Genomic DNA, 19,477 nt, shown 5'->3' with positions numbered 1-19,477 from the left:
CTCCTGTGAAAATTTGAGAACTCGGACAAAATCTGTGCGCTTTTTGCGCACACCTTCATTATGGCGCAATTCTCGATAAAAAAGGTAGTGATAAGTTTCCGCAGGAAGGCAAACAATCTTCATGTAACCTTCAGGCAGTTTGTGCATCCAAATTCAAACAACCTGCCTTCCCGCTTCTTCAGGGAAAAGGCAGGTTGTTCTAAGAAAACCCACAAGCCTCAGATCAATCGTCTTTTTTCTCGCGCTGCTTGCGCCGCGCCAAACGCAGGACCCGTTGCACCAGTTCATTCAGCCGGGGGTCAAGGGCTTCTTCGTGCGCTTCAAGGGTATGGCGTTGAAACTCGTCTTCAATGGTAATCACATACTCAAATTGATTCACCGCCATGGTCTGCACCTTCAGGCGCGGGGGAAGGCGAAAGAACTCGCTCTTCTCTACCAGTTCTTCCAGTTCTTCACGCTCTTCCGGGTCAAGATGTTCGGTATCAATGATGGCTTGCATGGTCAATCCGGCAAAACCGCCCGTGCGCTCCACCTGAATAATCATACTCCCCTCAACAATCGGATAAAAGCATCCAGACAGCCGGGATTCTGATTACCGTTGCCGCCGCCATCGCCAGTGACTTCGATGCCCACCAGCGACCAGGCGCGTTTGACCGCCTGTTGCTCCAGACTGTTCACCCCAAACAGATCTCCCGCCACTGCAAAGGTGAGATTGGCGGCATCCTGGAAGGTCGAACCGGCACGCAGGCGGTCGCGCAGAGTAACGTACCAGATACGCCCGGCTTTTTCCCAGGCATACCCGCCCATCTCGATTGCCGCATAGTAAAACGCATGGTTGGGAATGCCCGAGTTGATATGGACTCCGCCGTTGTCGCGGGTGGTGGTGACGTAATCGCGCATATGCCCGGGCTGAGGGTCTTTGCCCAGGATGGGGTCGTTGTAGGCTGTGCCGGGCTCTTTCATCGAGCGCAGTCCCACCCCGTTGACGTTGGCGGTAAACAGTCCTTTACCGATGATCCAGTCCGCCTCGGCAGCCGTTTGGCGCAGTTGATACTGGCGCACCAGCGAGCCAAACACATCCGAGAAAGATTCGTTCAGCGCCCCGGATTGATTGGCGTAAGTCAGGTTCGCCGTGTACTGGGTAACACCGTGAGTTAATTCATGCCCGATGACGTCCAGCGAAATGGTAAAGCGGTTGAAGAGACGATCTTCTTCGGGCAGGTCCTCATCGCCGTCGCCATACACCATCTGATAGCCGTTCCAGAAGGCATTGTCATACCCCTGCTGGTAATGCACGGTTGAGACCAGCGGCATGCCCGCGCCGTCAATCGAGTTACGCTGATAGATATCCCAGAACAGGTCGTAGGTGGCACCGGAGCCGTCGTAGGCTTCATCTACGGCGGGGTCGCCGCTGGGCGCCGCCCCTTCGGCGCGCACCAGCACACCCGGCAGGTTGCTCAAATACTGCGCCGAATGCACCGAACGCTGGCGTACCGCTGGTCCGGCTGTCCGCAGGGCTTCGGCGCGCACGGCAACTTTCTGGCGCTGTTCGCGCATCTGCTCGGAAAGCGCCAGGGCTTGTCTGGCGCGCTCCTGTTGCACCTCAGTACCCTTCTCGGCAATGCGCTCCAGCATGTAGGGCGGAATGACACAGAAAAGAGGATGACGGTGAGACAAGATTTCACCTCCACAGACAAATTATGGACTCTTCTTGTTCAAATTCAGTATAGCCCGAGGAAAGGCAAAACACAAGACTTTTTGAGGATTGATCCCCAAGCCAAAACCCTTACCATTCCCCTTGACGGAAGCCCCTTCCCTTTGTATAAACAAATTAAAAACTGCAACAACAGGAAAAAATCATGACTGAACTCACCCTTTCCCCCCGTGGAGAAGACCTGCGCCGTGCCATGCGCCGCTGGGTCACGGGGGTTTCCATCGTCACCGCCGCACATGAGGGCAAACGCCACGGCATGACCGTCAATTCGTTCGTCTCCGTTTCCCTCGACCCGCCTCTGGTGACGGTAACACTGGCAAACACCACCCGCACGCACAAACTGGTCAGCGCCTCCGGGCGTTTCGGGGTGACCATTCTGGATATCCACCAGCAGAATCTCTCCGACCGCTTTGCCGGGCGCATTCCCGAAGACGGCGACCGTTTTCACGATGTGCAGATATTTTCACTTTCCGGAGAAATTCCTTTATTGAGCGATGGGTTGGCGGCGCTGGAATGCCGTGTGGTACACTGCTACGAAATGCCCCACTCCACCCTGTTTATCGGTGAGGTGGAGCAGGTGTGGATACGCGAGGACGGCGAACCGCTGGTGTACGTCAACCGGGCATACCGTTGTCTGAAAGAGTGCTAACTTCTGGGGGCTGGTGAAGAAGGGAGGGAAGCATGTCTCGAGAGCCGTTGAGCGAAGAGGAACGCCGCTTGCTGTTACAACTGGCGCGCCGCTCCATCGAAGCCGCGGTGAACGGCAAGCCTCTGCCGGAAATCCGTGCCGAAGATTACCCGGCGCGACTGTTCGAACCGGGGGTGTGCTTTGTCACCCTGACAGACGCGCGCGGCGAACTGCGCGGATGCGTGGGCGCGCTGGAAGCCTATCAACCACTGGTGGAAGACGTGCGCGAGCATGCCGTCGCCGCCGCGCTGGAAGATTACCGCTTTCCCCCGGTGCGTCCGCATGAAGTAGATCATCTCAAGATTGAAATTTCCCGCCTGACTCCGCCGCGCCCCCTACCCTATGAGAACCCCGAAGACCTGCCCCGCCTGCTGAGACCGCACGTGGACGGCGTCATCCTGCGCGATGGCATCCGCCGGGCGACTTTCCTGCCGCAGGTATGGGAGAAGATTCCCAACCCGGAAGAGTTTCTCAGCCACCTGTGCCAGAAGATGGGCGCGCCTGCCAGTTTGTGGCGGAAAAAGAAACTGGACGTGTACACCTACGAAGTGGAAGAATTTCACGAATAAAACCAAAGCCCCCCAGCCGGGCGCTGGGGGGCTCATTCTCTTTCTTCTTCACAGAAATTACAGCGAGCGATTCAACCGCGCCTGTTTATAGGCTTGCCCGTAGAAGTGATACAGAACCGCGGCGGCATATGTGCCCGTAAAAATCACCCCAATCACACAGGCAATCGAGCCAAGTCCGGCAATGAACCCGGCAAGAATTGTCGCCAGCACGACCAGCACATAGCCACCCAGGTTAGCGGTCACGGTGCGCCAAACCTCACCAAACTGGAACGCCGCGCTCATGCTTCCGGTGGCGGCAAAGCGCGCATACGCCGCCGGCGCCAGCAAGTTCAGCACCAGCCCGTACAGAAGAATAAACAGTGCCAGACATACCACCAGCAGAATCAGAACAGCGTTGGCAAAGTCGGTATTGTAAGAATTGCTCAGAGCAGCGCTGAACACGCTCATTAAAATCACCAGCACCAGCATAGGCACAGAATACACCAGCCCGATGACAAACCCCTTGAAACCATCGCCCAGGTGCTTGCCAAAATCCACTTCGGGCAAAATCGGGAGTTCATCGCGAATCACCCGGCGGGTGATTTCCAACCCCCAGCCCAACAGAACCAGCACACCCACCACCGGGATCAACGAAATCACGGCAACCAGGGCAATCTTGGAAAGCCAGTTTTGATCTTCAAAGACAAAGGTAAAAGGCTTGGCGAAATCCATAAGAACTTTCCTCTTTTCCAGGATGGCTAAAAGTGGACGTACTGATCCACTTTAATCACAAAGATGGTGGCATGGCGAGTGCCGGGTTCGGCGGGTGTCTGACAATTGTTGCGGATAATTTGCAGGGCGGGTTCAACCTGCTCATCTTCACACCCCACCATCAGAGTGGTGTTTCCACGCCGCCAGAAACCACCCGTCGAAGCAATCATGGTTACCCGGTAACCGGCGGAGGTCAGGGCTTGAGAGACCGCATCATGATCAATATCACGCAGAATAGCAAGAATCAGTTTCATGGCTAAATCTCCTCATAATGATCCACTTCGAGGGTGAAAACAGTCGCCCCACCTACCGTGATCGGTGTGGGGGTAGGCATGGGCAGGGGGGCGCTTTCCAACGGGATGGCAATGAACTCCACCCGTTGACGACAATTTTCGTGCAGGGATTGTTCCACCTGTTCCTGCTTCTCCGGCGGTACGCCGATGATCAGGGTGGCATTGCGCCGCCCCAAAAAGCCACCCACACTGGGAAGCCGCTCCACATGCAATCCCAACTTCTCCACGGCTTCGCGGGCAATTTCGGCGTCCTGCGCCTGCACCACGGCAATCCACAGGCGAATGGGTTGAGTTGGAAACTCCGCGCTCATTCATCCTCCTTTCTCCAAAAGCGGATAAGGACCTCAGGTCAAGGCAATGCGTCGGGCTTCCGAGCCGGTGACCGTGTAAGCAGGATGTCCCGGAAACCGCACGGTCGTGGTATTCCCTTCCCGTGTCACACTGATTCTCTGATATTTTACCGTAACCGGGAAAGGAAAAGCATTAAATTCGCGCACTTCTACCAGATGAGAGGTAATTTTCTCAATTCCCGCAATGCGCAGGAACAATTTCAAAGGGGGCATGCCCCAGAGATGCCCGGCTTCGCCCAGCGGCGCGCCGGTTTCGGCATGATAGTACTGATAAAAGTTGTGGCGGGACTTAAGTGCACCCAGCACAGGCTGGATGAAACGCAAAAACAAATCGGAGGCTTCTCGTCGCATGCCTAAATCAAGAAGGCTGTGCGCAATCCAGGTATTCCAGGGCAAAGACACCGCCTGCCACTCGGGAAGAGCGTCCTGTTGCCTGCCTGCCAGCATGGGAAAGCCAAAGCGATGCAGCATGTGTCTGAAAAGCGTCTTCTGTACCAGCGTTTTGGCTTGCTTGTCCTTTACCACCCCAGCCCACAGAGGCAGGAACAGGCTGATGTCCACCACGTCCAACCCGGCAGCCAGCACTTTGCCATGATCTCTACCTGGAACGCCGCTGACCGAAATTTCTTCCACGCTGGCAAACAGGTTGCGGCTGGTAAAGCGCCCCACCCCGTTTTGCCAGGAAATCTCACGCGGGGAAAACTCTTCCTGCACAACCTCATTCACGGCGTTGATGCCACGCAGGCGCACAATTGCCGAGAGGGTATGCGATTCGGGAGCGAACAACTGCACCACCAGACGCTGCGGCTTCAGTGGCTGGCGTTTGGGCTTGAACGTCCCCGAACCGCTGAAGGACAGCAATTCACGGGCGGCTGGCGCACGGTGAGACTGCATATCCCGGTAGCGGAACACCCCGCTGCGGTGATCCCAGCAGGACTGCACCGCCGCGAACAACAGCGCGGCTTTGGCTTCCAGCCAGGCTTCCTCCTCACCCCGCTCCAGGCGACGCGCCAGTTTCAACAAACTGCGCACCTCGCGAAACAACATGGCTCCCAAAGTTGGCGACTCCACCCATTCAATGCTTACTCCCTGCGATAGCGGATGCCAGAGGTCAAAGAGGGGATGATTTTCCAGCATGGTTTGCAGAGGATGCTGGTATTCGGGCAGGGCGTCCTGATCGCGGTCATGTTCGTAATCCAACCATGCCTGCACCAGACGGAATCCCATGGCAAAGAGCGTTTCTGCCTCTTCTGCAGAGAGGGCTTCGAGATCGCACAATTGCGTCAACAGAGGGAGCGCCAGCCGGGTAGAGCGCTGACCGCCCAGGCCGGGCTTCCAGATAGGCGTACCCTGTTCGTCCACCGTGCCGGCGAAATTTCGCAACAGGCGACTGCCTAAATCGGGAATGCCGGGCAGGACTTCCAGCAGATAGAGACTGTCAAATGCCGTCTGACCGCTCCACAGGTAGGGGTAGTCACTGCCATCACCACGGGGGGAATACCCCTGATCAGGTCGGCGGGTAAGAACAAAGGAATCTTCGGGCAGGGCATCGGTGCGCGTTTGTAGCAGAGAAACCCCGGCAACCTGCGCCTGCCAGAAGAGCGCGTCCCACTCTGGATTGGGAGTGCTCACCTCCATGAGGTCAGCGGTGCTCTGTAATTCAATGCGCGCCGTGACGGCGTCCCATGCCTGCAGGGTGGCTTCGCGGGCTTGTTCAAAGGCCTGCTCGGTCTCAGCGGCAACCGAAACCGCCCAGTGAAAGGCAACACTCCCCCCTGGATACAGGTTGATGGGCAGGCACAGCGAAGGATACACCCCCTTCCCGGGCTGAATTCCACCGGAGACGAACACCACCACCGCCAGGTCGCTGGTATTGCCCTGCAGAACGGTGTTCAATCCCATGGGCAGAATCCCCAGTCCCACGCCGTAACCTAACGGTTCCAGCAGTCCTGCCCAGTCCACACAGCCTTCCTGTGCCAGCACACTACGATTGAGCACCCGCACCCGCCCTGCCAGCGTTTGCGACGAGTCCACGCGGTACTCCAACTGCACATCCACCCCTTCAAAGGGAGACAAACTAATCGAAAGGTAACCGGGCAGGATTTGGGTGACCTGTGGAGAGCGATGAAACTCCGCCGGGTCGTGAACAGTTTGCTGACCAAAACGAAAGATAGGAAACAGGCGCATCTGCGCGGCGCGCAACCCCAGCGTGGTGGTCACCGCCAGAGCAGGCGGTTCGCCGCCTCCCAGTTGCAAAGCCCAGATGATGTCATTTGAATAGGTCGTGGAAGTAACCCGCGCATTCGCCGCCAGTGTCAGGAACAGGGGGGAATCTCCGTTCAATTTCCATGAGCGCATAAAATGATTGTACCATGCTCTCCAAAAGGCACATCCTCAAGCCGTACACCTTCTCAGGACTTTTGTGAGGCACTTAAGAATGCTTCTCGTGAAACCCTTGACCGTTTGAGGATTCTCCGTTACATTAAACTCAGATTAACTCTGAGAAAGGAAGCAATGCGCATGGTGATCTCTGTTGCCCAAGTTGCTGTTCGTCTCCGCACCGATGGGGGTGGCGCGTTGATTCCTTCTCGGAGTGTGTCTACAGGCAGGTAATCTACACGAATTTACCGATACGCCAGCCACGGACATGCTCCCGCCCCGTGGCTGGTTTTGTTTTCCCCACCGGGCAAACCGCTGACAAACTCTGTTTTGTACGAGGACACTGACATGGAAACAAAAATCTTTTTACCCTCTTCGTTTACTTCCCGACCGGCAACACTCACCGATGCGGAAGCTGTAGCCAATTTGTTAAACCTTTGCTTTGTGGAATGGACTGGCTCGCCGGAGACCAGCACCCAGGATCTGCATAGTTTCTGGACAAACCCGATGATGAATCTGGAACGGGATACCCTGTTGATTCTGGACACTCATCAACAGGTGGTTGCGTATGGCGAAATGTACGACGCTCCCCCTCATGTGCGTCTGTACCTGTACGGCAGGGTGCACCCACAATCCAGGGGCAAAGGCTTGGGCACTGCCCTGGTGCAGTGGGGACTGGCACGCGCTTCCCTCAGTCTGGAGAAAGCCCCAGCCGATGCGCGAGTGGTGTTACATCAGTTCCTGCCTGCACAAGCCGTTGAGGGAGCGCGCCTGCTGGAAAGCCTTGGTTTTCGGCACATCCGCAACAGTTACCAGATGCGCATCGAACTCAGTACACCGCCCCAAGCGGCATCCTTCCCGGCACACATCCAGGTGCGCACAGTCCATTTGGAAAACGAACTGGAAGCGCTGGTGCGCGCACACCGGCAAGCCTTCCATGACCACTGGGGCTATGTGGAAACACCCATGGAAGAAGCCCTGAAAGACTGGCGTCACTGGGTTGAAACCGACCCGCGCTGTGACCCGACACTGTGGTTTCTCGCCATGGATGGCGATGAGATTGCCGGGTACTGTCTATGCTCCCCGGGCACTGAGGAAGACCCGCAACTGGGCTGGGTGAACTTGCTGGGGGTGCGCCGCGAGTGGCGCAAACAGGGGCTGGGACTGGCGCTGTTATTGCACGGGTTCGATGCCCTGTACCAGCGTGGCTTCCACCGCATCGGGCTGGGGGTGGACGCTTCCAGCCTGACCGGCGCCACCCGTCTGTATCAACGCGCCGGGATGCACGTGCATCGAGAGTATCATCTCTTCGAATACGAAGTGCGCCCCGGCAAAGATTATTTGAGGCAAAGCCTTGAAGATCATGAACGCGAAAAAGACACTGCTGAATGAAACCTTAATCTGGTTTTTGATTGCCATGATTCTGGCAAACATCGCCGGATCCATGTACATGGATCTCCTGCCCCTCTACCTGCAGGAATTGAACGCCAGCGTGGCGCAGGTAGGGCTGTTCTTCACCCTTTCCGCCATCATCCCGCTGGCATTGCAAATTCTGGGCGGGTGGATTTCCGATAGTCTGGGACGCCTGCGCAGTATTGCCCTGGGCAGTCTGGCGGGAGTACTCTCGTATGTTGGCTTGGTGCTGGCGCCATCATGGGAATGGCTCCTGCTGGCGCAAGGGCTGGGCGCGGTGACCTCGGCACTGGTCGCGCCCAGTTATGGGGCTTTCATCGCCGAGTCTTCCAGCGAAGAAAACCGCGCCCGCGTCTTTGGCGTGGTCGAAACACTGTATTCGGTGGTAGGTATCGTGGGTCCACCGCTGGGAGCCTGGCTGGTGGAACTGCGCGGCTTCAAGCCCATGCTGTTTGTGGCGGGCATCCTCTACCTGAGCGCCACCATCATCCGCGTGCGTATGGCGCGCAATGCCCGCCGTCAAAACCCTGCGCCTGCCAGCGCGCTGACGCTGGACAGCCTGCGTGGAAATTTGCGCAGTCTGCTGATTCTGCTGGTGAGCGGCGGACTGCTGACCTGGCTGTTTCTCACCGATGGGGTACGGGATATCTTCTTCCGCATGTCGTTCACCTTCTTCCCGGTGTACCTCAAATCGGTGGGTGGGCTGACCATTCAGCAAATTGGCTGGCTGAGTGCCTCGCTCAGTACCGCTATCATGGCAACCAATCTGTTGGGCGGCTGGCTGGCTGACCGTAAGGGCGAACACGTTGCCATCAGCCTGGGATTTTTGCTGGATGGCATTTCCATGCTCATCTTTCTGCGTGCCAGCACCTTCCCCCTGTTCCTGCTCTCATGGGTGCTGGCGGGGGTGGGCATCGGCATGATGAGCCCGGCATACAGTTCGCTGATGAGTAAAGCCCTGCCGGAACGTCTGCGCGGCACCGGTTTTGGTCTGCTTCATTCCAGCCTGGGGGTATTCTCGCTCCCCGCCCCTTCGATTGGAGCGTATCTTTACGAAAAGTTCAGCCCGCGCGCACCCTTCATGCTCACCACCGTAATTTCTTTCCTGACCATTCTGCCGGCGTGGTTCAAATTCCGCCCTCAAAAGGCAACGCCTGCGCCGCTTGCCGTAGAGGGACAAACCGCACCGGTGAGCGAACAGGGCTGAGCCACACCCTCCAAGAAAAACCATCCCCTCCCCAGAACGTCTGGAGAGGGGATTTTTCTTTCGTTCATCCACCTAATAATGTCCCACCCTGCCTTCCACCATGCGCTCCAGGTCCTTGAGGCGGAAGAGGGTGATGTGTCCCTCGGTGTCGAAGGTCAGCACACCCTCGCGCCGCAGGGTAACCATGACCTGATTGACGCGCTTGCGCGAAGAGCCCACCAGTTCGGCAATATCGCCCTGGGTGAGGCGCAGGGGGATGAACACCCCGCCGCCCTGCTCCCTGCCGTAGGTGTGCGCCAGCGAAAGCAATTGCCGGGCAATACGCCCGGGGATATCCAGCGAGGCATACGCCTGCACGTTTTCGGTGGTCAGGCGCACCCTTGCCGAGAGGATGCGCAGTAAATTCTCGTTCATCTGCGGAATGGTGCGCAGGGCTTCCTGGAACATTTCGCCGGTCATCCAGATAGTCTCGGTGCGCTCCAGCGTCACCACACTGGCAGAGCGCTCCCCGCCGTCAATGACACCCAGTTCACCTACCGTATCGCCGGGACCCAGAATGTTGACGATAACCTCTGTACCGTCCACCTGAGGCACATAGATCTTCACCGTGCCGCTGAGGATGAAGTACACCGTCTCGCCGGGTGTGCCTGCCACAATCAGTTCCACGCCGGGGGGAAAGGTGCGGCTGTATGCCCGCGCCGCCACCCACTCCAATTGCTGAGGGGTTAGCCCGCGAAACAGGCGCACGCTTTCCAGTCCTGAGGTTAATTCTCGTAGGCCCATGTTCGTCCACCCGAAGGGTTGAAGTCTTTATTTCTGAATTGTTAATAGTATACCGCACTATACTATAAATCCCGATTGTGCTGAAAAGGTGAATTCCTTAAAAACCAGCCGGCAGAGCCATTTGTGCCATCTTCGAAAAACAAAAAGTCCCCCTGGCAGGGGGACTTAAGCCATGCAAAGCAAAACCGGTGGCTAGATATCCAGATTGCGCACATCCCGTGCATGCGTCTGGATAAACTTGGTACGCGGCGGCACCGCCGCTCCCATCAGCATATCGAAGGTGCGGTCGGCGGCAGCGGCGTCTTCCACCGTCACCATCAGCAGGGTGCGGTTTTCCGGGTTCATGGTCGTTTCCCACAACTGGGTGGGATTCATCTCGCCCAAGCCCTTGTACCGCTGGATAGAGGCCTTTTCCGGCGTGATGCCCAGTTCCTTCAGGATGCGGTCGCGGTCAGCGTCGGTGTAGGCGTAGCGCACCTGATTCTTGTAGGCGATGCGGTACAGCGGCGGCTGTGCAATGAACAGATGCCCATCCTCGATGAGCGGGAGCATGTAGCGGAAGAAGAAGGTCAGCAAGAGGGTGCGGATGTGACTGCCGTCCACATCCGCATCGGTCATGATAATCACCCGCCCGTAGCGCAAGCCGGAAAGGTCGAAGGAATCGCCAATGCCCGTTCCCAGCGCGGAGATGAGCGCCTTGACCTCGTTGTTGGAGAGAATCTTATCCAGACGGGCGCGCTCGGTGTTGAGAATCTTACCGCGCAGGGGAAGCACCGCCTGGAAGTGGCGGTCGCGCCCCTGTTTGGCGGAACCGCCTGCGCTGTCGCCCTCGACGATGTACAGTTCGGTCTTGCTGGGGTCACGCTCAGAGCAGTCTGCCAGTTTACCGGGCAGGGTCAAACTCTCCAGTGTAGACTTGCGGATGACCAGATCGCGGGCTTTGCGGGCGGCATCGCGGGCGCGCGCCGAGGTAAGACATTTCTGGATGATGGCTTTGGCGGCTTGGGGATTTTCCTCCAGGAAGGTGCTGAAGGCTTCGCCCACCACCTGCTGAACGTAGGTCTGCACCTCAGGATTCATCAGTTTGACCTTGGTCTGGCTTTCAAATTGCGGGTCAGGGTGCTTGACCGAGACGATGGCGGTCAACCCTTCGCGGGTGTCATCGCCGCTGAAGTTGGGATCGCCGTCTTTCAAGAAATTGTTGCGCCGCGCGTAATCGTTAATCACGCGGGTGATGGCGGCGCGCAAACCGGTGAGGTGCGTCCCGCCGTCAATGGTATTGATGGTGTTGGCAAACGAGTACACCGATTCGGCATAAGCATCGGTGTATTGAATGGCGGCTTCAATGCCTACCCCTTCCACTTCTTTTTCGGCATACACCACCGGATGCAGTACCTCGCGGTTGCGGTTAAGGTAGCGCACGAACGAGGTAATCCCGCCCTCGAAATAGAAGGACATTTCCCGCGAAGCGCGCTCATCAATCAGACGGATGGTCACCTTGCGGGTGACAAACGCCATCTCACGGAAGCGCTGAACCAGGGTGTCGAACTTGTAATCCAGGTCGCCTTTGAAGATGGTGGGGTCGAAGCGGAAGGTGGTCTTGGTGCCGGTTTCGTTGGGTTTGCACTTGCCGATAACCTTGACCGGCTCCACCGGCACACCGCGCTCGTAGCGCTGGAAGTGTACCTTGCCGTCGCGGCGCACCTCGACTTCGCACCATTCGGACAGCGCGTTAACCGCCGAGACGCCCACGCCGTGCAAGCCGCCGGAGACCTTGTAACTGCCGCTGCCAAACTTGCCGCCGGCGTGCAGGACAGTCATCACTACCTCTAAAGCCGATTTTTGCTTTTCGGGGTGAATATCCACAGGGATACCGCGCCCATTGTCCTCCACGGTTACCGAACTGTCGGGGTGAATGGTGACCTGAATGTGGTCACAGGCGCCCGCCAAGGCTTCGTCAATGGAGTTATCCACCACCTCATAGACCAGGTGATGCAGGGCTTTCAAATCGGTGCCACCCACGTACATACCCGGACGGCGGCGGACGGCTTCCAAGCCCTCCAGAACCTGAATATCTTTTGCACCGTAAGATGTGTTCACAGGTGTTGCCAAACCAACCTCCCATCACGCGGCTTCAAGCCGAACCGCGCCTTATCTCAAAACCTGAGTAGCGCGCCGCAGGGCTTCTGCCCACAACAGCGCGTCACGATAATAGACAAAACTTGCTCCCAGCAGTGCCGTGCTGACTACCGCATTGCCGAGGATGCCCGCCAGCATCAGCCAGGAATCTTCCGGCGGGATGCGCCACAGGTAGCCCAGTCCCTGCGAGATGAGCAACAGGCTGAGCAGGAACAGCCCAATGCTGGGAAACAACCAGCGCCAGGTGCGCACACTGAGCAGTGCCGAGGTGAGGAAATTGCGCCGCGCCACAAAGATGCCGTGCGGGGTAAAAACCAGCGGCACAATAATCCAGAGCAGGGCAACCATGACCACCAGGGTAAAAATCTGCAAAAACTGCAGGCTGATCATCTCCAGAATTGCCGCCATACCCAGCAGGGGGACGCTGATCACCAGCGCCAGCAAAATCAAACTCACCACCAGCAGGAACACCTGCCCCACTTCCCAGATCAGCAAGCGCAGCGTTCCATGCTCTTCCTCAAACAAACGCACCTCACGAGCAAGCAGGCTGAAGTACACACATCCCAGCACCAATCCGAGCAGGCTGAAGAGCAGAAAACCACTGACAAACTGCCCGAAGGACTGGATTTCCATAATCGAGGGCATTCCCAGAGGCGTCTTTTCAGGCATCAATCCCGCCATCAGGCTGGGAATGCCAATGGGAAACGTGCTCAGCGCGCTAAAAAGATTGAAACGATCCAGTTGCATCTCCCAGAACTTCCGCACCGTGTCAATCATGTCGCTGACCTGCGCGCCGCCCATCGCCTGGGTCATGCTGAGCCAGTCCTCAATGAAAGGCGAGAACAGGGCTTTGACCCGATAGCGCGGTCCCAGCCAGAAGAACAAATCCAGAAGGATGGGAAACGCCAGCAGGTAGGCGCGATTGGCGACCAGATTGAACCCGGCGTGGATGGACGCCATCAAGCGCGGCGGAGCGATTTCGGTGCGAGTAGAAGAAGCCATACGAAATTCAATTTTACCATAGGACGGGGGCTTTCGAACCCACCCGAGCGGACTCGCAAATGAGTTTCCTTTTAAGGGGAAACACCCTTTTTAACCTTCATCCCCAAACCCTGAGCCTTGCGGTACAATCAAAACGGACATGGAAGCCCATGAGCATTTGCCCGACCGCAACCGCATGAGTGTGGTCATCGCAGCGGTAATGCTGGCGTATGCCGTTACGCCGTTTGTGCAGATTGCCCCGCTTATTTTGCAAACGCAGTTGCCGGGGCTCTTCCTGTCTTTCACCATTGACTTTTCCACTCTCTCTTCTCTGCTGGCGGCGGCGCTTGCGGCTACAGGTTCGTGGTGGCTTCTGCTGGATCATCCCCTGTACCCCACCTGGCAAAACCGCGGCAGGCACTGGCTATTGCCCGCCCTGACCGCCTGGGTGATTGGGGTGCCACTCAATACGCTGGAAGTAGGACCTGAGTGGTGGGCGCTCTTTGGACTGGGTGGGGTGTTCCTGGTCATCGTCCTGCTGGCAGAATACATCGCTCTTGACCCTGAAGACGTGCGCCATGCTCCCGCCGTAGTGGGCTTGACGGCACTCTCATTTGCCCTGTTCCTCTTGCTGACCGTCTCGCTCAAAGCCACCGGCTTGCGTCTCTTCCTCACCTTCCCCGCCATCACCCTGGCGGTGGGGCTGGCGGCGCTGCGAACCCTGTACCTGCGGCTGGGGGGAGTGTGGCACTGGAAGGGCGCGCTGTTCATCACGCTCATCGTGGGGCAGATTGCCTCGGCTCTACACTACTTCCCGTTGCTCCCTCTGCAATACGGGCTATTGCTCACCGGGCTGGCATACGCGCTGACCAGCATAGTCAGCGCATATGAAGAAGGACGCACAGGCACGGCGCTGTGGCTGGAACCCGCCATCATGCTGGGAGTGCTATCACTGCTGGCGGTGCTGATTCGGGGGTAGCGTATGCGTTTTCCGGAGGACATGGTCGAGCAAATTCTTAACCACATGCAGGGTAATCTTCAGGAAGAACGCTGTGGGCTGATTGGCGGCGTGAACGGAGAAGCCCACCTGTTTCTGCCCATTACCAACATCCTGCACAGTCCTACCCGTTTCCGCATGGACGCCAGCGAGCAGTGGCAAGCCTTCCAGACCTTTGAAGCGCAAGGTCTGGAGTTAATGGCAATTGTCCATTCCCATCCCAACGGTCCTTCCGTCCCCTCTCCCACCGACCTTGCCGAGTTTGCCTATCCGGGCGTGCTGTACCTCATCGCCGCACCGACCGCAGAGGGCTGGCAATTGCGCGGCTTCTGGCTGGATGAGGGACAAATCCGTGAAGAGGGTTTGGAAATTTCCCGTAACGCATCTTCGTAAAATGGGTTAAACTATAGCGCGAGGAAAACAAGAAAGATGATCATGCAAGTCATACAGGTTCTGGGTGTGCTGGTTGTTTCTTACCTGTTGGGATCCATTCCCTTTGGGTGGATCATCGTCAAATTGTCCACCGGGCGCGATATCCGCGAAGTGGAAAGTGGACGCATGGGCGGTACCAATGCCATGCGAGCAGCCGGTTTTCTGGCAGGGCTGTTGACCGCCATCGGCGACATTGCCAAAGCCTACGTCACCCACTGGTTGGTGGTGTGGTTTATCCCCGCCGATTGGGGCATTCGCATCTGGCTGGAAGTTGCTGCGCCGCTCATGGCCATCCTGGGCCATAACTATTCCATTTACCTGCTCACCCGCCACAGCGACGGCACGGTCAAACTGCGCGGCGGCGCAGGCGGGGCACCCTGTTTTGGTGGCACGCTGGGCATCCTGCCATGGAGCGCGTATATCATCTTACCGATTGGAGTACTGGTGTACGTCTTCGTGGGTTACGCCTCGGTAACCACGCTGAGCATTGCCATTTCTGCCACTGCTCTGTTCACCTATCTGACGTTGACACAGGGCTACCCATGGCAGTACATCCTGTACGGGGTATTCAGTTTCTTCATCCTGGCATGGGCACTGCGTCCCAACCTGAAACGTCTGGCTGAAGGCACCGAGCGGGCAGTGGGACTGCGGGCATACCTGCAAAAGCGGCGGCAGGCGCAATCGAAATAACGGATTTTGGGGTCAAATTCTTTATCAAAGAAAACAAAAAAGCAGGGTTTTTCGTCCCTGCTTTTTTCATCCCTGTCAACGCGCCTACCGCTCGCTGGCTTCGACACGTTCCTCTTCGTTTTGCATCTGGCGGAAGAGGAAGCGCAGGTTGCGGCGGTGCAGTTCTTCTGCCAAGCCGCCCAGGAACACCCGGCTCTTGCCGCAGGACTCGATATCTATGGCTAACAGCGCATCCACGGGGTTGCGCTTGCGCAAGGCGGCGCGCACCTGCTTGCGGATGGTGCTGAGGTACGCCAGGTTTTCCTTAACCGCCTCGTCAATTTCCCCGCGCAGGATGATATCCCCATGTCCCTGAACAATGTTTTCCAACCCCATCTTACCAATCTTGCGAATGGTGTCGCTGAGCACTTCAGCATCGCCATCCACAATATAGGGCAGAGGCAGGAAGGCATCCCCCGCGAAAAGCACCCGGTCTTCCTCCACCAGCACGGAAATACCATCCACGCTGTGTCCGGGAGTGGGGAAGAGTGTCAAGCTCTTCTTGCCCACCCGCAACACCAGCGTACCCTCTTCCAGCGTGATGTGCGGGGGAATCAGTTTGACCTGCTTGAAAGCCGGATTCTGGCGTTTTGCCGATTCCAGCGAAGCGGCGCCTTTTTCCAGCATCAGTTTGCGGGTCAGGGCATGTCCCAGCACGGTAGCGCCGGGGAAGAAGCCATTCCCCCAGCAGTGGTCGGCGTGATAATGGGTGTTAATGACATAACGCACCGGCACACCCAGTTCCTCTTCAATAAAAGCGCGCATTGCCAGCGTCTCTTCCGGCAGCGCCAGCGTGTCAATAACCACCGCCCAGTAAGGACCGGTCACGGCGCCAGCCGTCACCTGAGCGTAGATTTCACTTTGAAACCAGTAGACGTTTTCCGAAATTCGTTCTCGTTGCATACAGCCCAATCTTCCGTCTGAAAATCAGCAGGGCATAGGATAGCACAAATGAAAGCAAAAGTCAAAAAATGTCTTTTCAGCGGCGCAAAATGCCCAGTTGAGTAGCTTTGCCTACCGCCTCGGTGCGGTTAGAGGCTTCCAGTTTATCCAGAATGTGGCGGATATGCGTTTTGACCGTATTTTCAGAGATGAACAGTCGGGAAGCAATTTGCTGAGTGGTCAGCCCTTCGGCAAGGCACTGCAACACTTCCAGTTCGCGGTCGCTGAGCAGTTGCGGGGAAGAGTCCAGCGTCCCCCTCTGCATGACCCCCAACACCGGCGGGACAACCTCGGGAGAAAGCACGCCTTTCCCCTCGGCGATATTCAAGAGGGCTTTGCGCAGGTCTTCCGGTTCGGTGTTTTTCAGGATGTAACCGTTGGCGCCCGCCCGGATGGCGCCGATCAGGTCCTGATCTTCCTGCGAAATGGTCAGCATCAGCACCTTCAGGGCAGATTTCTGCCGCCGCAGGGCTTGCACCAGGGCAATTCCATCCATGCGCGGCATATTGACATCCACCAGGGCAATATCCGGGTGGCGCTGAGCAATCACCTTCAGGGCTTCTTCGCCATCGCTGGCTTCTCCGACCACATCAAACTCAGGCATTTCTTCCAGCAGGCTGATTAACCCCCTGCGGAAGAGGGCATGATCATCCACCACCACCAACCGGTACTTCCCACTCATTCCACATTTTCCTCCTGACGATAGGGCAGGGCTACCCGCACGGTCGTTCCCAGGTGCGGTGCACTGATGATTTGCAATTCCGCTCCAATCATCTCCGCACGTTCACGCATGCCACGTAAACCGTACTGCGCCACCTCCGGCACATCCTCCGGGTCAAATCCACGCCCATTGTCATGGATTTCCATCACCACATCCCTGCCCCATTCACGCAGGGTGATGCTGACCTGCGAGGCATGCGCGTGCTTGCGCACATTATTGAGGGCTTCCTGAAGAATACGCACCATCTGCACCTGGACTTCGGGCGCCAGTGTGGGCGGCTGGGTCAGCCAGCGCACTTCCACGGGGATGCCCGTATGGCGCTGAAAACTGGATGCCAGTCCTTCCAGCCATACGGTTAAATCCTCTTCAGGCTGGGTTCGCAGGTGATCAATGGTCTGACGGGTTTCCTGATAAACTTCTTCCAGCGCCTGCTTGTTCTCGCTCAACAGGCGCGCCAGGCGCGTCAAATCACCCTGTTGAAGGGCAGTTTGCATCTGAGCGACCTGCATCTTCAGGAATGCCAGCGTCTGCGCCAATCCGTCATGGATTTCCCGCGCCAGGCGGGTGCGTTCCTGCAAAATAAGGGTGTACTCCAGTGCCAGCAGGGAGCGTTCATTTTCAATCATCAGTGCCGCCTGCGCCGCCGCCGTTTGCAACAGGGCTTGCTGGGCAGGCAAGAGATCTTCCATCACCGGTTCCAGCAGAACCAGACAGCCCATCGAGAGCCCATCGGGCAACTGCAGGGGGTACATGCGTACCCAACCATACTCTTCACGCCGCTGACGAGCCTCTTTACACACCAGCGCCTGTTCCAGCAGAATTTCCAGCCAGCCTGCAGGATACGCCTGCACATCACCAACGACTATGCGCAACCCAGAAAGGCGCTCATCCTGAAGCGGACGTACCTGTATAATCAGCGTGCCAAACCCCAGGTGATCGCGCACCCGTTGAAGCAGAGCGCTCAGGGTGCTTTGCAAATCGCGGCGCGGCAGGCGCAGGGCTTGAATCTGCCGCAGGGTGAGCACCTCCTGACGGTGCAAACGCGCCGTTTCCACCGCCAGTGCCAGTTCGTTAAGAATGCCCTGCAAAAAGTCATGCAGAGCAGAGTCCAGCGAGCACCCGGAAGGAAGATACAAATTCACCATGCCCAAACGGCGCTCTCCCAACGCCAGAGGGAAGCAGTAAATCTCCATGGCTCCCATGGGACCCCAGCGCAACGGGCAGGTTTTCCCGGACAGAGATTGAAGCATTTCACAGGTGCGACATGCTCCGCGCACCTGTTCAGAGACGAGATGCTCTGCCCAGCCCTTCAGTACCGGCTCGGGCAAATCGCCTGCGGTGAAGGCGGGCAAGGGCTCCCCCCAGGCATCGAACGGGACAAAGGACGCACCCATGCCCCCCACCAAACGGTTGATCTGCGCCAGAGCAGTCTCGATGAGGCTCTTCTCGTCCTCGCTCTCTGCCAGGGCACGATTGAGTTCAAGAACGGCATTCAGTTGCTGTTCCAGTTGTCGGATACGGGTTTGGAATTGAACTCTGCGGGAATGCTCGCGGCGAAACAGCCAGAACAGGATGCCTATGCCTGCCAGCACAGCAAGCCAGAGGACAATCCACCCGAGAACGTTCCCCGCGTTTGTTAACATACCTCAATTGTATAACAAAAAGGCGAGGAAGTTGACTCCTCGCCTGCTTAACCCTGTGCAAAACTGCTTGGGGGACTACTTTCCGAACGTTCTGGTGTATGCCAGAATCTTCCAGATTTCATCCTCGGTGAGCACACCTTTATAAGCCGCCATAGAAGCACTGCGCCCAGCCGCAGCCCCACCCTCGGAGACAATCCAGAATTCGTAATCCTCAGAAGCCTCTTTGGCAGCGGTAATCAAATTCGCGGGTTTGGGATCCAGGGAAGCACCCGCGGGGCCATCTCCGGCGCCGGTTTCACCATGGCAGGTAGCGCAGTTCACATTGTAAAGTTCTTTGCCTTCCGCAATCGCGGCAGCATCGCCGGCATACGGATTGGTTTTGCCTGCATACTCCGGTGGCGGTGCTTTGCGTTCTACCGTCGCCTGACCACCCCCACCACCACAAGCCGCCAGCACGAGCGCACTCATCACCACAACAGCCAGAAGAATCCAGAAACTCTTCTTCATAGGATACAATCCTCCTCTTCAAAAATCAAAAGCCGAGTGTTTTTGGTGAATTGGTTCACAAATTCATTATAGTCTTAATTCTTCTTAATGGAAGAGGATGTCACGGGTGATACAGGGTCTCCTTTCCGGTGATTTTGCCCATCCCCCCTGCCAGATTGTTAACTGTTTGTAAACTGTTTCGACTGGACAATTCTGGACTGAATTGATTATGATTGTGATGGTTATCAAGCCAAAAAGTAA

Annotated in this window: 20 protein-coding genes; 7 read left to right on the top strand and 13 right to left on the bottom strand. The window is 57.1% G+C overall.

The window, feature by feature from the left end; translation table 11 throughout:
• Positions 1-223 precede the first annotated feature (223 nt).
• Entirely contained in the window at positions 224-544 is a 321-nt protein-coding gene (locus tag ANT_RS02235; protein WP_013558878.1) for a protealysin inhibitor emfourin, read from the bottom strand.
• Positions 541-1,677: a M4 family metallopeptidase gene (locus tag ANT_RS02230; protein WP_013558877.1), complete on the bottom strand. Its 1,137-nt coding sequence runs from the start codon at positions 1,675-1,677 to the stop codon at positions 541-543. Before ANT_RS02230 ends, ANT_RS02235 begins: the two co-directional genes overlap by 4 nt.
• A 182-nt stretch (positions 1,678-1,859) precedes the next feature.
• Between ANT_RS02230 and ANT_RS02220 the strand changes: the two genes are divergently transcribed.
• Together ANT_RS02220 and amrA are read left to right on the top strand one after the other, a co-directional pair.
• Positions 1,860-2,363 (top strand): flavin reductase family protein, encoded by a 504-nt coding sequence (locus ANT_RS02220; protein ID WP_013558876.1) that lies wholly within the window; start codon positions 1,860-1,862, stop codon positions 2,361-2,363.
• A gap of 32 nt (positions 2,364-2,395) precedes the next feature.
• Positions 2,396-2,971, top strand: coding sequence for an AmmeMemoRadiSam system protein A (gene amrA, locus ANT_RS02215; RefSeq protein ID WP_013558875.1), 576 nt, complete (start codon positions 2,396-2,398; stop codon positions 2,969-2,971).
• 57 nt (positions 2,972-3,028) lie between these two features.
• On the opposite strand, the gene ANT_RS02210 is transcribed toward amrA, so the two are convergent.
• From ANT_RS02210 to ANT_RS02195, 4 genes are read right to left on the bottom strand one after another with little or no spacing between them, the layout of a single operon-like run.
• Positions 3,029-3,682: a DUF4013 domain-containing protein gene (locus ANT_RS02210; RefSeq protein ID WP_013558874.1), complete on the bottom strand. Its 654-nt coding sequence runs from the start codon at positions 3,680-3,682 to the stop codon at positions 3,029-3,031.
• Between the two features lie 26 nt (positions 3,683-3,708).
• Positions 3,709-3,975, bottom strand: coding sequence for a cyclic-di-AMP receptor (locus ANT_RS02205; protein ID WP_013558873.1), 267 nt, complete (start codon positions 3,973-3,975; stop codon positions 3,709-3,711).
• A gap of 2 nt (positions 3,976-3,977) precedes the next feature.
• Positions 3,978-4,325 (bottom strand): cyclic-di-AMP receptor, encoded by a 348-nt coding sequence (locus ANT_RS02200; protein WP_013558872.1) that lies wholly within the window; start codon positions 4,323-4,325, stop codon positions 3,978-3,980.
• A gap of 33 nt (positions 4,326-4,358) precedes the next feature.
• Entirely contained in the window at positions 4,359-6,722 is a 2,364-nt protein-coding gene (locus tag ANT_RS02195) for an MGH1-like glycoside hydrolase domain-containing protein (RefSeq protein WP_013558871.1), read from the bottom strand.
• 369 nt (positions 6,723-7,091) lie between these two features.
• On the opposite strand from ANT_RS02195, the gene ANT_RS02190 reads away from it, so the two are divergent.
• On the top strand, positions 7,092-8,135 hold the full coding sequence (locus ANT_RS02190) for a GNAT family N-acetyltransferase (protein WP_013558870.1): 1,044 nt from the start codon (positions 7,092-7,094) through the stop codon (positions 8,133-8,135).
• Complete coding sequence (locus ANT_RS02185; RefSeq protein ID WP_013558869.1) at positions 8,107-9,363, top strand: MFS transporter; 1,257 nt, start codon at positions 8,107-8,109, stop codon at positions 9,361-9,363. The genes ANT_RS02190 and ANT_RS02185 overlap by 29 nt, the downstream gene beginning before the upstream one ends.
• 72 nt (positions 9,364-9,435) lie before the next feature.
• Here ANT_RS02185 and ANT_RS02180 read toward each other — a convergent pair whose 3' ends face one another.
• The 3 genes from ANT_RS02180 to ANT_RS02170 all read right to left on the bottom strand — a co-directional run bounded on the left by ANT_RS02180 (position 9,436) and on the right by ANT_RS02170 (position 13,287).
• Positions 9,436-10,146 (bottom strand): Crp/Fnr family transcriptional regulator, encoded by a 711-nt coding sequence (locus ANT_RS02180; protein ID WP_013558868.1) that lies wholly within the window; start codon positions 10,144-10,146, stop codon positions 9,436-9,438.
• 192 nt (positions 10,147-10,338) lie between these two features.
• Complete coding sequence (gyrB, locus tag ANT_RS02175) at positions 10,339-12,258, bottom strand: DNA topoisomerase (ATP-hydrolyzing) subunit B (protein ID WP_013558867.1); 1,920 nt, start codon at positions 12,256-12,258, stop codon at positions 10,339-10,341.
• Positions 12,259-12,297: 39 nt separating this feature from the next.
• Positions 12,298-13,287 (bottom strand): hypothetical protein, encoded by a 990-nt coding sequence (locus ANT_RS02170; RefSeq protein ID WP_013558866.1) that lies wholly within the window; start codon positions 13,285-13,287, stop codon positions 12,298-12,300.
• Positions 13,288-13,426: 139 nt separating this feature from the next.
• Here ANT_RS02170 and ANT_RS02165 point away from each other — a divergent pair, with 139 nt between their 5' ends.
• Genes ANT_RS02165 through ANT_RS15995 form a run of 3 tightly spaced genes read left to right on the top strand, consistent with a single transcriptional unit; the run spans position 13,427 to position 15,385 of the window.
• Positions 13,427-14,245 carry a DUF5656 family protein gene (locus tag ANT_RS02165; RefSeq protein ID WP_013558865.1) on the top strand — a complete coding sequence of 273 codons (819 nt, stop codon included), beginning with the start codon at positions 13,427-13,429 and terminating at the stop codon, positions 14,243-14,245.
• A gap of 3 nt (positions 14,246-14,248) precedes the next feature.
• Entirely contained in the window at positions 14,249-14,656 is a 408-nt protein-coding gene (locus ANT_RS02160; RefSeq protein WP_013558864.1) for a M67 family metallopeptidase, read from the top strand.
• A 42-nt stretch (positions 14,657-14,698) separates the two neighbouring features.
• Entirely contained in the window at positions 14,699-15,385 is a 687-nt protein-coding gene (locus ANT_RS15995; RefSeq protein ID WP_172634564.1) for a glycerol-3-phosphate acyltransferase, read from the top strand.
• A gap of 84 nt (positions 15,386-15,469) precedes the next feature.
• On the opposite strand, the gene ANT_RS02150 is transcribed toward ANT_RS15995, so the two are convergent.
• The 4 genes from ANT_RS02150 to ANT_RS02135 form a co-directional block, all read right to left on the bottom strand.
• Entirely contained in the window at positions 15,470-16,327 is an 858-nt protein-coding gene (locus tag ANT_RS02150; protein ID WP_013558862.1) for an MBL fold metallo-hydrolase, read from the bottom strand.
• Between the two features lie 76 nt (positions 16,328-16,403).
• Positions 16,404-17,048, bottom strand: a complete 645-nt coding sequence (locus tag ANT_RS02145) for a response regulator (RefSeq protein ID WP_013558861.1) — start codon at positions 17,046-17,048, stop codon at positions 16,404-16,406.
• Positions 17,045-18,730, bottom strand: coding sequence for a GAF domain-containing sensor histidine kinase (locus tag ANT_RS15990; protein ID WP_013558860.1), 1,686 nt, complete (start codon positions 18,728-18,730; stop codon positions 17,045-17,047). The genes ANT_RS02145 and ANT_RS15990 overlap by 4 nt, the downstream gene beginning before the upstream one ends.
• 75 nt (positions 18,731-18,805) lie before the next feature.
• Positions 18,806-19,237: a c-type cytochrome gene (locus ANT_RS02135; RefSeq protein ID WP_013558859.1), complete on the bottom strand. Its 432-nt coding sequence runs from the start codon at positions 19,235-19,237 to the stop codon at positions 18,806-18,808.
• Positions 19,238-19,477: the final 240 nt, after the last annotated feature.

Source organism: Anaerolinea thermophila UNI-1, assembly GCF_000199675.1.
GTDB classification, from domain to species: domain Bacteria; phylum Chloroflexota; class Anaerolineae; order Anaerolineales; family Anaerolineaceae; genus Anaerolinea; species Anaerolinea thermophila.
This window is presented reverse-complemented; position numbering and strand designations above follow the sequence as displayed.